Source organism: Dyadobacter sp. CY312, assembly GCF_021390535.1.
In the GTDB taxonomy this organism is placed as follows: Bacteria; Bacteroidota; Bacteroidia; order Cytophagales; family Spirosomataceae; genus Dyadobacter.
In genome coordinates, this window is the sequence record NZ_JAJUXG010000012.1 from 164,605 (window position 1) to 177,751 (window position 13,147).

11 protein-coding genes and 1 tRNA gene are annotated in these 13,147 nt (G+C 42.5%); 5 read left to right on the top strand and 7 right to left on the bottom strand.

Annotated features, from left to right (window positions below):
• Positions 1-15 precede the first annotated feature (15 nt).
• Both LZG71_RS17460 and LZG71_RS17465 read right to left on the bottom strand, forming a co-directional pair.
• Positions 16-726 (bottom strand): response regulator transcription factor, encoded by a 711-nt coding sequence (locus tag LZG71_RS17460; RefSeq protein ID WP_233822436.1) that lies wholly within the window; start codon positions 724-726, stop codon positions 16-18.
• A gap of 89 nt (positions 727-815) precedes the next feature.
• Positions 816-1,658 carry an SdiA-regulated domain-containing protein gene (locus tag LZG71_RS17465; RefSeq protein ID WP_233822438.1) on the bottom strand — a complete coding sequence of 281 codons (843 nt, stop codon included), beginning with the start codon at positions 1,656-1,658 and terminating at the stop codon, positions 816-818.
• Between LZG71_RS17465 and LZG71_RS17470 the strand changes: the two genes are divergently transcribed.
• Positions 1,657-2,886, top strand: coding sequence for an AI-2E family transporter (locus tag LZG71_RS17470; RefSeq protein WP_233822440.1), 1,230 nt, complete (start codon positions 1,657-1,659; stop codon positions 2,884-2,886). The genes LZG71_RS17465 and LZG71_RS17470 overlap by 2 nt on opposite strands.
• Here the strand turns inward: LZG71_RS17470 and LZG71_RS17475 are convergent.
• The 4 genes from LZG71_RS17475 to LZG71_RS17490 form a co-directional block, all read right to left on the bottom strand.
• Positions 2,883-3,368 (bottom strand): gliding motility lipoprotein GldH, encoded by a 486-nt coding sequence (locus tag LZG71_RS17475; RefSeq protein ID WP_233822442.1) that lies wholly within the window; start codon positions 3,366-3,368, stop codon positions 2,883-2,885. The genes LZG71_RS17470 and LZG71_RS17475 overlap by 4 nt on opposite strands.
• A 54-nt stretch (positions 3,369-3,422) precedes the next feature.
• Positions 3,423-3,923: a hypothetical protein gene (locus LZG71_RS17480; protein WP_233822444.1), complete on the bottom strand. Its 501-nt coding sequence runs from the start codon at positions 3,921-3,923 to the stop codon at positions 3,423-3,425.
• 78 nt (positions 3,924-4,001) lie between these two features.
• On the bottom strand, positions 4,002-4,799 hold the full coding sequence (locus LZG71_RS17485; protein ID WP_233822446.1) for a (Fe-S)-binding protein: 798 nt from the start codon (positions 4,797-4,799) through the stop codon (positions 4,002-4,004).
• 48 nt (positions 4,800-4,847) lie between these two features.
• Complete coding sequence (locus LZG71_RS17490; protein ID WP_233822448.1) at positions 4,848-6,179, bottom strand: (Fe-S)-binding protein; 1,332 nt, start codon at positions 6,177-6,179, stop codon at positions 4,848-4,850.
• 256 nt (positions 6,180-6,435) lie between these two features.
• Between LZG71_RS17490 and LZG71_RS17495 the strand changes: the two genes are divergently transcribed.
• The 3 genes from LZG71_RS17495 (at position 6,436) to LZG71_RS17505 (ending at position 9,144) form a co-directional block, all read left to right on the top strand.
• Positions 6,436-6,508: transfer RNA gene (locus LZG71_RS17495), tRNA-Phe, on the top strand.
• A gap of 443 nt (positions 6,509-6,951) precedes the next feature.
• The gene (locus tag LZG71_RS17500; RefSeq protein ID WP_233822450.1) at positions 6,952-7,380 is read left to right on the top strand and encodes an Hsp20/alpha crystallin family protein; all 429 of its coding nucleotides are present in this window, start codon (positions 6,952-6,954) and stop codon (positions 7,378-7,380) included.
• Positions 7,381-7,605: 225 nt separating this feature from the next.
• Positions 7,606-9,144, top strand: coding sequence for a Do family serine endopeptidase (locus LZG71_RS17505; protein ID WP_233822452.1), 1,539 nt, complete (start codon positions 7,606-7,608; stop codon positions 9,142-9,144).
• An 89-nt stretch (positions 9,145-9,233) separates the two neighbouring features.
• On the opposite strand, the gene LZG71_RS17510 is transcribed toward LZG71_RS17505, so the two are convergent.
• The gene (locus LZG71_RS17510; RefSeq protein ID WP_233822454.1) at positions 9,234-10,814 is read right to left on the bottom strand and encodes a pseudouridine synthase; all 1,581 of its coding nucleotides are present in this window, start codon (positions 10,812-10,814) and stop codon (positions 9,234-9,236) included.
• A gap of 378 nt (positions 10,815-11,192) precedes the next feature.
• On the opposite strand from LZG71_RS17510, the gene LZG71_RS17515 reads away from it, so the two are divergent.
• Positions 11,193-13,142 carry an acetoacetate--CoA ligase gene (locus LZG71_RS17515; protein ID WP_233822456.1) on the top strand — a complete coding sequence of 650 codons (1,950 nt, stop codon included), beginning with the start codon at positions 11,193-11,195 and terminating at the stop codon, positions 13,140-13,142.
• Positions 13,143-13,147: the final 5 nt, after the last annotated feature.

Sequence of the window (13,147 nt, forward strand, 5' to 3'; positions counted from 1 at the left end):
GACAGACGAATGTTTTCAAACTGCTTCGTTGCTGAACATATATCCGACGCCTTTCAGCGTTTTGATGTAGCGGTCGCCCAGTTTTTCCCGCAGTTTCCTGATGTGTACATCCACAGTTCTTTCCAGCACATAAATATCAGCTCCCCATATTTTTTGGAGCAATTCATCGCGGTTAAAAACCTTATTGGGAGTTTGAGCGAGGAAAAATAATAATTCGAATTCCTTCTTAGGCAACACCGTCGATTTCTCGCCTTGTTGGGTAACGGTATAATTTTTCCGGTTTATAGTCAGATCCAGTATCTCGATCTGATCACCCGAATCGGCTTTCTGAGCTTCTCTGCGAAACAAAGCGTTGATGCGGCTCATCAGAGCTCTTGGCTTAATAGGCTTCGTGATGTAATCGTCGGCACCCACTTCAAAAGCAGCTACCTCCGAGTATTCTTCCGAACGCGCTGTAAGAAAAAGGATGTATGTATTTTTAAGATCGGCGTTCTGGCGTAGTATTCTGCCGGTTTCGATGCCATCCAGCTGAGGCATCATGATGTCAAGTAAAATGAGGTCGGGGATAAATGTTTTGGCTATCTCGATTGCTTTCTTGCCATTGGAGGCGGTTAAAACAGAGTATCCTTCTTTAACTAAATTGTATTCCAGAAGTTCTACAATATCTGAATCGTCATCAACTACTAATACTTTCGGTGTAGCATGTAGCGTTTTTGCGGTGCTCATTTTTATTTGTGTTGTTAAATCGAATTCGAAATTAACAGATGTGATTATGACATTACATGTTTTATCACTTTGTTAACATAAACATAATATCAAGGATGGGTAACACGGTAAATTTGCCCCTGTTCATTGGTGATCAGCATATCGGTATTGTTCAAAAACAAAAGAGCTTCTGCTTGTTTTTTTACCATTCTGAAACAGCCAAGAGGTTGCTTAAAATTTACCTCGCCGTTTTCTACGGAAAATAGCAAAACTTTTCCATAGGTAAGCAAAGCGAAGGTTTTTCCATCAGGACTTATGTCGGCGGAAGTAACCTGGGTTTTTATATTGATGCTGTCAGTGGGAGATAATGAGAATTTTCCTGGCTGGTCGGACAGCTTATAAAGAAACACCAGATGATCTTTTGTGCTCCGGTTTTTAGAAAATAAATACAACTGATTATTGTAGTGGAAAAAAGCCTCACTGTCATAATATAATTTTTCCGGAGCGGGAGGAAACTCAGTCTGATTTGTATATTGAAATGTAATTTTTTCAGCAGTGTCCTGATCCTTAGGTAGTTTGTAAATGGTAAGATTTTTTCTTGCATTGCCATTGTTGCCAAAATCACCAATAAAGATGTTGCCTTTATCGTCCTCTGCCAGGTCTTCCCAATCCACATTACCAGCATCCGTGACGGGCCTGACAGACAAAAGTTCTCCTTTTTTGCTGATCTCGTATAATTCTGGTTTGCCGCCGCTGTCGTTGTGTGTCCAGAAAGAATCGGGGCGCTTTGCATAGGCCAATCCCGAACTTTCATTAGCAACAGCCGGAAGCTTGCCTATTTTAGTAATTTTGTATTGTGAGCGTACTTTTTCGAAACCATTCTCCTTATGATCGGGTTGGCAGGTACACAATACGGTTTTCACGGCAAACCACAGATACATTAACTTACTCATGAATTTTTCATCTCGTTCGGTTACAGGCAAAGATAGAGAAACACCCTTGTACCTGAAACTGGCCTCCACGCTGGTGGCGTTAATCGCCATTGTGTACATTCTGTACATATTACGCGAAACCATCATTCCACTGGCATTTTCTGTATTGCTGGCCATTTTGCTTCATCCATTATGCGCCTGGCTTGAGCGTCACAAAGTTCCGCGGATTGGAGCAATTCTGTTGAGTATACTAGCTCTATCGGTATGTATTGTTATGTTGGTCTATCTGGTATCAGTTCAAATTGGAAGTTTTACAGAAGAGTTACCCAGGATTACTAAAAAGGCGGAAGTTATTCTGGATCAAACGCTAACGATGGGCGAGCGTTACCTGAATCTCACGAGAAGCCAACAAGTGACCGAAGCAAAGAAATATCTGATCAACGGATTAAGTGAAGGAAGGGCATTTCTACTTAACACACTTGTGACCACCACAGGCGCAATTTCTACGTTTATACTAATACCGTTGTATATCTTCTTCTTCCTGTTATACCGTGATTTTTTCAGAAGATTTGTACACAAAGCAATCCATCGTGTTCCAAAGGATGAATTAAATGCATTGCTTAAAAAAATATACGTTGTGATTCAAAGTTATCTTTCAGGATTATTCCTTGTGATCCTGATTGTGGGTGTGCTCAATAGCATTGGATTATTACTTTTAGGAGTTCCTCATGCGATATTTTTTGGTTTTCTCGCCGGCTTCCTGATTCTTATTCCATATATCGGTATTTTAATAGGCTCCATATTGCCTGCTTTATTAAGCATTGTAACAATGGATTCGCCATGGTATGCGGTGGGCGTTATTGGTGTAATGAGTTTTGTTCAGTTTCTGGAAGGTAATTTTATCACACCGAACATCGTGGGTTCCAAAGTAAGTGTAAATCCGCTTGCGGCGATTGTAGCCTTGTTTCTGGGCGGACAGCTCTGGGGTTTGTCAGGACTTATTCTGGCATTGCCTGTTACGGCGATCTTAAAGGTTGTTTTTGACACAATACCATCACTGGAACCTATTGGTTTTTTGCTAGGTGAGCCTGTGCATGAAGTTGCTATCGAAAAAAAAGAAGAAGAGCAGGAAAATTTAAATCAACAGCCACACAAAAAACCTTACCGGAGGTACAGAAACAAGCCTAAAAAGAAACCAGGTGTTGCCGGTGAAGGAAATGGTACTCCCAGAACAGAGCGTGACGTTTAATTAACTTCGGTTTGTACTTTTTCCACACTGATTCCCACACTCATGATAAATGGCAGGGGATTTTGGCGCATAGATTGTGAAAGCTGGAAAGTGTATGTTCCTGATTTGGGGAATGAATGGTTTTTTACAATAGGTACTTTGTGATCAAAAAGATCACCCAAACCTTTGCCGAAAGGTTTTCCGGTGATTTCGTTTGAAACAAAAAGCTCCTCAAGTGTATTGGAGATCAGTTTGCCATCCGGACCGGTAACCTTGCGGGTGAGGTATAAATTGTAATATGGGTATTGCTGTGCGTTTCTAAAAATGTAATAGACATTATACGTACTCAGCGTGTCTTCAATCTTGACTTTGAATTCAGGCTTGTTTTTAATATACCATAAGCCGTCTTCCATGTCTTCATGCGCTTTGTAAACCACACTGTCATCGCAGGACCAGAGTAGTGCCATCAGGCATAAAGCCGCAATTGATCGAAAAAAATTCATCAGGATATTTTAAGTGAACACACAAAGCTACACAGCAAGGCTATTCTTTCAAAGTCAAACGCTTGGCTGTTCGGTAAAGTAGCGAGCCATCCAACTTTTTGAAGCCGGTGTCTTCCATCGGTTCATCCATTGCGCTTTTGTTGCAATCTGATTGTCAAAAATAATGGTTGACGAGGTGATCGTTTCGTCCGTAACGGCCTGTTTTATTTTTGGAACAGGAATCGTCTGCACTTCATTATTATGGTCTAAATAGGCCAGTGAGCGATCAAAGAAATCTACATTTAGCTGGCTTCCTATTTGTTGCAGCCAGTGTACTGACTTGTCAATTGAGCAGCCGCTTGGAAGTTCGTCGCGCTCGTCTACACCTATCACAACGAAACGGTGTTCAAACACTTTTCCCGATGCTGTGAGCGGTTTTCCATGTGCTTCCCAGGTATCCAAGGCAGATTTTAATGTCTCTGTAAGTACTCCGGTTTCTTCTTTGGTAAGCGCTCTGTTTGCCTGATAGACCCAAACACGGGCTTCAAGGTCAAGGTCACTGAATTGTATATACATCTTGAAAAGTCTTTATTTTAATATTGGTATTGGTCAAAAAACATTGGGCTGCCGCAGTAAGTTCTGGCAGGTTATTATTTATAATCCTTCTGCCTGGGCCACAAGCTCCGCCAGGTCATAAATTTTGACGGTGTCTTCCTTTTCCTTGTTCTTCAAGCCATCCGTCATCATCACCATACAAAACGGACAAGCAACAGCAATCGTATCCGCACCTGTCGAGAGTGCTTCTTCAATACGTTCGATGTTGACATCTTTTTTACCTGCTTCCGGTTCCTTAAACATTTGTCCGCCTCCGGCTCCGCAACAAAGTCCTTTGGTGCGGCAACGCTTCATTTCTACTAATTCTGCATCAAGCGATTCCAAAACATGACGTGGAGCTTCATAAACGTCATTTGCCCTGCCCAGATAGCACGAATCGTGAAAAGTGATTTTCTTTCCTTTGAAACTTTCACCACCCTCTACACGCACTCTGCCTTCGTTGATTAGCTGTTGTAAATATTCGGAATGGTGGATTACCTCATAATTTCCACCTAGTTCAGGATATTCGTTTTTGAGTGTATTAAAGCAATGCGGACAGGCAGTGACTATTTTTTTGATGCCATACATATCCAGAACCTGAATGTTGGACATGGCCAGCATCTGGAATGTAAACTCATTCCCTGCACGCCTTGCCGGATCGCCAGTGCAGCTTTCTTCTGTGCCTAATACGGCAAATTTTACGCCTGCCTTGTTCAGTATCTTCACGAAGGCAACGGTAACTTTTTTGTATCTGTCATCGAACGAGCCTGCACAACCTACCCAGAACAAAACCTCCGGAGTTTCGTTATTGGCAGCCATTTCGGCCATTGTCGGTACTTTATATGTGATATCAGCCATGGTCATTTGTAATTGTTAGTAATCATAAAGTGAGGACGAATTCACTCACTATTTTACCGCGTCAGCCCAATTGAAGCGGTCGCCGGGAGAGAATTTCCAGGGAGCCTGATTTGTATCCAGATTTTGAAACATCATATTCCACGAGCCGGGCGCTTTGGATTCATCCATTACCTGATGGCGACGTAATTGCAAAATGATATCCAGCGGATTGATAAGAATCGGGCATTCCTGTACACAGGCATTGCAGGTTGTGCATGCCAATATCTCTTCTTCGGAGATGTAGTCACCCATGAGGTTTTTACCGTCATCTACAAATTTGCCCCCGTTTGCATTCATATTCCTGCCAATATCTTCAAGACGGTCACGGGTATCCATCATGATTTTTCGGGGCGATAATTTTTTGCCCGTCAGGTTTGCCGGGCAGGCCGATGTACACCTGCCGCATTCTGTACAGGAATAAGCATCCATCAGGTTTTTCCAGCTCAGATCAGGAACATCCTTGGCTCCAAAACGTTCGGGTACTTCGTTACCGGCACCTTCTGCCGGATTTTCTATTCCGAGCATGATCTTCACTTCCTTCGTGATTTCGGGCATATTGTTCATTTCGCCTTTCGGAGTAAGGCGCGTGAAATAGGTATTGGGGAAGGCGAGGGCGATGTGCAAGTGTTTGGAATAAGTCACATAAGCTGCAAAAGCAAATATCCCGAGTATATGAATCCACCATGCCACGCGTTCATAAATGATGAGGCCGGACTCTGTCCAGTTTGCAAATAAAGGTTTTAGGAATTGGCTGAATGCAAAATTTCCCGTTTGCGTGTAATGAGGACTGCCAAGATCCTGCAAAACAGAATCGGCGGCATTCATGGTAAGTATCGCGGCCATGAGCACAATTTCAAAAATAAGGATGATTTTGCCATCCAGAGAAGGCCAGCCATTCATTTCCCGATGACGGGCAGGTTGCAATCTTTCGGTTTTAATCACCGTTCTACGGATCAGAAAGATAACGCAGGCGAGCAGTACACCGACAGCGAGAAATTCGAAAAAGCCGATCAGAATAGGATAGAAGGATCCAAGAAAAGGAGCAAAAATGCGGTGTTTGCCAGAAAGTCCATCAATTACAATTTCCAGTACTTCTATATTGATAAGCAGAAAGCCTGCGTAAACAGCAAAATGAAGGATTCCCACGATTGGCCTGTCGAACATTTTCTTCTGCCCAAAAGCGACACGCATCATAATACCCAGACGACGACCGGGTTGGTCTGTACGATCTTCCTCTTTTCCCAGCGCAATGGTGTTTTTAATGGTCGAGGCACGTTTGTACACAAGCCAGCCAGTAATTGCTAAGGCAATTGCGAAAAGAATTTGGCTTAATAATTCCATATATGGTACTTTTTAACAGTCATGGTAATATATTTAGTATGCTTGCATACTAATAGCAAATATGGGGAAAATGTATCTGGATAAATATTTTGCAGTAGAAAAAATTTATTTTAATGATTAAGGGCAAGATAGTCAGATGAATAACCCATTATTGTGATTTGTCCTGAAATTATTTTTAAAATATTTTCAACAAATAGTTTGGAAAGCAAAACCAAACTTCTAGTTTTGCAGTCCCAAACGGGACCAACTGAAACATGGTGATGTAGCTCAGTCGGTAGAGCAAAGGACTGAAAATCCTTGTGTCGGCGGTTCGATTCCGTCCATCACCACAGAAAGCCGCTTCTAGCAATAGAAGTGGCTTTTTTGCTTTTGGGGCAATTATTGCGACAAAAAGAGCCGCTGAAAATTGATTACTTACAGCGACTCTTTGAATTATTTAAAACTACTGCAAAACGATATCGCTTTGCGAAGTTTATTTAAATTTCTGTGAAACAGTATGTTGTAGTCAGTCAAGTCAATTTTTTCGTAGTTGCATAATGGTGATCAAATTCAGATCATGAATTCATGGATTGTAGGATCAAACCGACATTTGTACGTTAGAAACCCCTTTGACTGACTTTATGTCATATTTATTTTAATTAAAAATGCCAAATCGAGACATTTTGTCTTGTTGTTTGCTATCCTTTTTACTTAGGAACAAAAGTTGTTATTCTTCCATCGTACCCGATACGGTACTGAAACTTTAACATCAAAAAATTAAAACATAACAACAATGAGCACTTTAGTAAAAACACAATTCGCGCCTAAACACTTCAACGGCTTTTTTGGAAAAGATTTATTTAATGAATTACACAATCCGGCATTTGCTGGAAGTGTGCCAGCTGTGAACGTGGTGGAAAGCACCGAAGGTTTCAAAATTGAGGTTGCTGCTCCTGGCTTGCAGAAAGGAGATTTTAAACTAAATCTTGAAAAAAATCAGTTGACCATTTCAGCACAAAAAGAACAGAAAGAAGAAGAAAGCGAGGATAAGTATACCCGCCGTGAATTCAAATACTCTTCTTTCCAACGTACCTTCACACTTCCTAACTCGGTTGATGGAGAAAAAATCGCGGCAACTTATGCAGATGGCATCTTAACTGTGGCTTTGCCGAAACGCGAGGAAGCAAAAGAGAAGCCAGCCCGCGAGATTGAAATAGCTTAAAAAACTCGGATTTTTCAAAGGGCGTTATTTTTAACAAATAGCGCCCTTTTGTATTTTTGCGCTGTATATCTTTTTGGAGTGCGGAATAGTAGGTCGGGCATGATTGTTAAGTAAAAGAAAATGGCTCAGCCCTTTGTTAAATTATGTTAAAAGCAGTTAATACGGGAATATATTGCTCTTTGCTTTGCGTTATTCATTCATAAAAATAAAACCCCAACATAGTATATGAAAACAAATTGGAAAAGCTTGGTGTTGGTTGGGTTGATTTCAAGCGCATCAACTCTCGCTGGCTTTAAGCTATTAAGTTCAAATAATGGTACAGATGTAATTATTAAGGAAGCGCCGGGAGAATCTTTGGCTCGCTTTACTTCGGCAGGTTCTCCGGCTGGTGCACCTGGTGACTTTGTTTATGCTGCGGAGGCTACAACTCCTACGGTAGTGCATATTAAATCCACGGTTACTTCTCGCGGTAACAGCGGCAGAAGAAGTCAGATGGAAGATGTTTTCCGTGATTTCTTCGGTGGCGGAATGGGTGACTTTGGAGGAGGGGCGCCTCAGCCTCAGGAAGCTTCCGGCTCGGGTGTGATCATTTCTTCGGACGGATACATTGTTACAAATAACCACGTGGTGGAAGGAGCGCAGGAACTTGAAGTTACTTTGCATAATAAAGGTAAGTTCCGTGCCAAAGTAATCGGTACTGACCCTTCTACGGATATCGCAGTTATCAAGATCGAATCAAAAAACCTGCCTGCTATTACGCTTGGAAGTTCCGATGCGGTTAAAGTTGGGGAATGGGTTGTAGCTGTTGGAAATCCATTTAACCTGGAATCAACTGTAACGGCTGGTATTATCAGTGCAAAAGGACGTGGATTGGGAATTATCGGTCAGTCTAGCCGTCGTAATGGTGTAACTCCGGCTGCTATGGCTGCTGGTGATTCTCCGCTTGAATCTTTCATTCAGACTGATGCAGTTGTAAACCCGGGTAATAGTGGTGGTGCATTGGTAAACCTTAAAGGCGAATTAATCGGTATCAACACTGCCATTGCGAGTCCAACCGGAAGTTTTGCTGGTTATGCTTTTGCGGTTCCTTCGAGCATTGTAAAAAAGGTGTCTGGCGACATTATCAAATTCGGTAATGTGCAAAGAGGATATTTGGGAATTTTCCTTGATGACCTTGATAGCAAAAAAGCAGAAGAATACGGTGTGAAAGTGAACGACGGTGTCTACGTACGTGACTTCACAGAAAACAGTGCCGGTAAAGCGGGTGGTGCGGAAAAAGGTGACGTGATTGTGAAAGTGGATGGACTGAATATTCACTCTGTTCCGGAATTGCAACAAGCAATCGGTCTGCGTAAACCTGGCGATAAAGTGAATATCACTGTGAACCGTGATGGTAAAGAAAAGGATCTTGCAGTAACATTGAGAAACCGTACTGGCGGATCGGATGTGATCAAAAAAGACGAAAGCGCGGCAGTGATGTCTGCTTTGGGAGCTCAGTTTGGTAACCTGAATGATCAGGAGAAACAACGTCTTTCACGTTACAAAGTGGAAGGTGGGGTTAAAGTCCTGTCTGTTGATGGTGGGAAATTCGGACGCTCACGGGTGGAAGAAGGTTTTATCATCACCAAAGTGAATGGCAAAGCTGTTAAGACTGTAAAAGAATTTGAAGCAGCCATGGCTGGTAAAGAAGACTCAATGGTGCAATTTGAAGGATTATATCCTGATGCTCCCTATGACGTATTCTCCTTCGGGTTCCGGTTGTAAAGAACCCATAGTAAAAAAGCAAAACGGCCTGGTCAGATTTCCTGACCAGGCCGTTTTGCTTATATTGAGACTCTGAAAATATTCAGTTACTACATCATAAATTTCAACTTCACCACTTCTTTCTCACTCAGAAATCTCCATTTGCCACGAGGAAGGTCTTTTTTGTCTAAACCTGCAAATACGGTACGGTCAAGTTTCTGAACTTCATATCCCAGGTGTTCGAACATCCTGCGAACAACGCGGTTATGTCCACTGTGAATTTCAAGACCAATAACCATGGCGTCTGGTGTAACGATTCCTACTTCGTCAGGCCGTATAAATCCATCTTCAAGGTCTACACCGGCCTGAAGTTTTTCAAAATCCTCAGTGGTGATCGGTTTATCCAATTCCGCCTGATAGATTTTCTTAATTCCTCCCGAAGGGTGAGTCAGTTTTTTCGCCAATTCGCCGTCGTTGGTCATCAGTAGTAAACCTGTGGTATTTCTGTCGAGGCGACCAACCGGATAAATACGTTCCGAGCAAGCTCCTTTGATCAGATCCAATACCGTTTTTCTTTCCTCCGGATCATCTGTTGTCGTGATATAATCCTTTGGTTTATTAATCAGTACGTAAACGAATTTTTCAGGATTGAGGACCTTCTTGCCATATTTTACTACATCGGATGGCGACACTTTATGTCCCATTTCAGTAATTACTTTACCGTTTACAGAAATCTGTCCGGCTGCAATCAGATCATCGGCTTCCCTGCGGGAACATACACCCGCATTTGCAATGTATCTGTTCAAGCGCCTCTCATCAGTATCACTTTTGGGCTTTGTTAAGCCTATCTTTTTTGCGTAAGTTCCTAGTTTATAGTGTGGTGCAGTTTCAAAACGGCCCACTCTGCGGTTGGCTGCTTCCTCAGAAAAGTTCTCCTGATTGGCTGCTCTTTCCTCAGAAGTTAACGGCTCATCTTTTTTTTTAAAAGCTGGCTTCTCACTTCTGCCTGTGGAGCGGTCTGAATCACGTTTGAAATCACGTGGATCGGCGTCACGGCCGTATGTACGTGGTTTGTCAAATCCTGAACGTGCAGCACCATCTCTTGTTGGGCCAGCTTCTCCTCTTGGTTTAAAATCACGTGGAGCTCTTTCACGGTCAGACGAACGTGGTTTGTCAAAAGCTGGTCTTTCGGCTGAACGCTCAGTACGAGGTCTGTCGAAATCTTCTCTGCTACCTCTTTCTCTTGGAGCGAAATCACTTTTCGGTTTGAATGAACGTGTGTCATCCCGGTCAGAGTAACGTGGTCTTTCACTTCTCTGATCTCCGTAAGCTGGTTTGTCGCCTCTATCTGTTCTTGGTTTGAATTCGCGGTTGTCCGAAGATCTTGGCTTGCCGATACCTGGTTTGTCGAATCGCGGTCTGTCAAATCTTGGTTTGTCAAAACCTTCCTTGCCAGCTCTGTCATCATTTCTGAAATCGCGGCTACCGTTGTCTTTGTCAAAAGCACGAGGCCTGAAAGATGCAGGTTTGTCAGATTTCGGAGCGGAAGCGGCTACCCGTAAACTAGATTTTTTGATGCTTGGCTTGCTAAAACGGCTTTCTCCTTCCGGTTTGTTTGAAGCACGGCGGAATGGCTTTTGCCCGTCGCCAGATGGACGTGAGTCCTTGGAGTTATTAATTCTTTTTCTCATTAGGAATGCAGTATCACTACTGGATTTTTGTCTCCTCTTTACAAATTATGTGCATTACTGATTAGTATGGAAATAGCCGTTGCTATTGAACCGATTACTAAAACGCTTTAACGAACGTATCTGATGATCAGAGTACTAGTTGTTTATTTATTTCGGGTGCAAAGATACGTTAAATTTTTTTAGTAAATATTTGTCAGGCAATTTATGCCAAATGAAGGATACCAACGTTTATAAATACATTCAGAATTGCCAAAAATTTAAGCTGCATATTGAGTAATAAACAGACCGATTGTATTGAAGAATTAAGGTTTGATATGCATTAAATTTTAGGTAATTTTTCAGTAAAGCTGTTTATAGCTATATCCTTCAACGATAATTATGTCAACAGAAATAAAGACTGTACCGCTTTGGAAACCGGGGAAGGCGCTCATGGAGCAATCGAACCTTAAAAAATACATTGACTGGCTTTTTGTAAAAAAGGGATTATACTTTCGCTCTTACAAAGATTTGTGGGAATGGTCGGTTACAGATCTGGAAGATTTTTGGGAAAGTCTTTGGTATTATTTCAACATCAAGTCGCATGACTTATATCTTGAAGTGATTCAAAAGCCGAAATCCGGAATGATTGGTACGAAGTGGTTTACACGTTCAAAGCTTAACTATGCAGAGCATATTTTCAGAAACAGAACCAAAGATCGTCCGGCAATACTTTTTCAATCGGAAAAAAATGATCTTACCGAAATATCCTGGGCAACGTTGGAAAGTGAAGTTGCAGCAGTTTCCACCTGGCTCAGACAGCGGGGTATAAAGCCTGGTGATCGTGTTGCCGGTGTTTTGCCGAACATCCCGCAGGCAGTTGTCGCTTTTTTAGCTGTCAATGCAGTTGGTGCCGTTTGGTCTTCGTGTTCGCCGGATTTTGGAAAATCAGCAGTCATCGATCGCTTTCTTCAGATAGAACCTAAGGTGTTGTTTGTAACGGATGGATACACTTATAATGGTAAAACCTACGACAGTTCAGAATTTATCCAGTCCCTGTCCAGTTCATTTCCATCGTTAAAGGACATTGTGCTGATTGACAATATTCAGTCGGAAGTTACAACCGGACAGTTTACTTCGTGGGATGATATCCTGCATTTGCCTAATCATGGACTCGACTTTGATCCGGTTCCTTTCGATCACCCGATCTGGATCCTTTATTCATCCGGCACCACAGCGAAACCCAAAGCCATCACACACAGCGTAGGAGGTTGTCTCATCGAACATATGAAAGCGCTTATGCTTCATCAGAACGTGAAACCGGGCGACAAGTACTTCTGGTACTCGACTACCGGTTGGATGATGTGGAATTATGCCTTAGGATCAATGTTATGCGGAGCAACTTTGGTTATTTACGACGGTGCACCGGCTTACCCATCATCCCAGACATTATGGACGCTGGCTGAAAAAGCAAAAATTACTCATTTCGGAAGTGGGGCGGCCTATTTTCTTGCGTCGATGAAAGCCGGAGTAAGTATCGCTTCTGAGAGACTTCGTCACCTGGAAACGATTGGTTCTACCGGATCGCCACTTACGCCGGAGGCTTTTGAATGGATTTATACACATGTTAAAAAGGATGTCTGGCTCATATCCCTAAGTGGCGGAACCGACATTTGCAGTGCATTTGTCGGAGGTTGTCCGGTTGAGCCGGTTTATTCGGGAGAAATTCAGTGCCGCATGTTAGGTGCAAAAGTGGAAGCGTTTGATGAAAATGGGAATCCGGTAATCAATCAGCTTGGTGAGATGGTTATCACACAGCCAATGCCTTCGATGCCTGTGTATTTTTGGGGAGATGAGGATAATGAACGGTACATCGACAGCTATTACGAAATGTATCCCAATGTATGGCGTCATGGCGACTGGATTAAAATTACTGACAGACAATCGGTTATCATTTATGGGAGGTCAGACGCAACGCTGAACCGGGATGGTGTAAGAATTGGAACATCTGAAATATACAGCGCGGTTGAAAGCGTACCGGGTGTGAAGGACAGCATCGCTGTGTATCTTGAAAAGGAAAATGGCGGAGGTGTTGTGTCACTTTTTGTTGTGCTCGGAAACGGTGCAGAACTTACGGATAATTTGAAAGCGGACATCAAACATGCTTTGCGTTCACAATATAGCCCAAGACATGTTCCTGACACGATAGAGCAGGTGAAGGATATTCCTTATACGATCAGCGGAAAAAAAATGGAAGCGCCTGTAAAAAAAATACTGATGGGTATGGATCCCGCAAAGGCGGCAAATCCGGATACAATGCGTAATCCTGAATCTTTAAAAGGATTTGTTTGAAATCA

What these genes read in the sequence shown, in the direction of transcription:
- LZG71_RS17460 (WP_233822436.1), bottom strand. Translation starts at nt 726, where the DNA reads ATGAGCACCGCAAAAACGCTACATGCTACACCGAAAGTATTAGTAGTT.
- LZG71_RS17470 (WP_233822440.1), top strand. Translation starts at nt 1,657, where the DNA reads ATGAATTTTTCATCTCGTTCGGTTACAGGCAAAGATAGAGAAACACCC.
- LZG71_RS17465 (WP_233822438.1), bottom strand. Translation starts at nt 1,658, where the DNA reads ATGAGTAAGTTAATGTATCTGTGGTTTGCCGTGAAAACCGTATTGTGT.
- LZG71_RS17475 (WP_233822442.1), bottom strand. Translation starts at nt 3,368, where the DNA reads ATGAATTTTTTTCGATCAATTGCGGCTTTATGCCTGATGGCACTACTC.
- LZG71_RS17480 (WP_233822444.1), bottom strand. Translation starts at nt 3,923, where the DNA reads ATGTATATACAATTCAGTGACCTTGACCTTGAAGCCCGTGTTTGGGTC.
- LZG71_RS17485 (WP_233822446.1), bottom strand. Translation starts at nt 4,799, where the DNA reads ATGGCTGATATCACATATAAAGTACCGACAATGGCCGAAATGGCTGCC.
- LZG71_RS17490 (WP_233822448.1), bottom strand. Translation starts at nt 6,179, where the DNA reads ATGGAATTATTAAGCCAAATTCTTTTCGCAATTGCCTTAGCAATTACT.
- LZG71_RS17500 (WP_233822450.1), top strand. Translation starts at nt 6,952, where the DNA reads ATGAGCACTTTAGTAAAAACACAATTCGCGCCTAAACACTTCAACGGC.
- LZG71_RS17505 (WP_233822452.1), top strand. Translation starts at nt 7,606, where the DNA reads ATGAAAACAAATTGGAAAAGCTTGGTGTTGGTTGGGTTGATTTCAAGC.
- LZG71_RS17510 (WP_233822454.1), bottom strand. Translation starts at nt 10,814, where the DNA reads ATGAGAAAAAGAATTAATAACTCCAAGGACTCACGTCCATCTGGCGAC.
- LZG71_RS17515 (WP_233822456.1), top strand. Translation starts at nt 11,193, where the DNA reads ATGTCAACAGAAATAAAGACTGTACCGCTTTGGAAACCGGGGAAGGCG.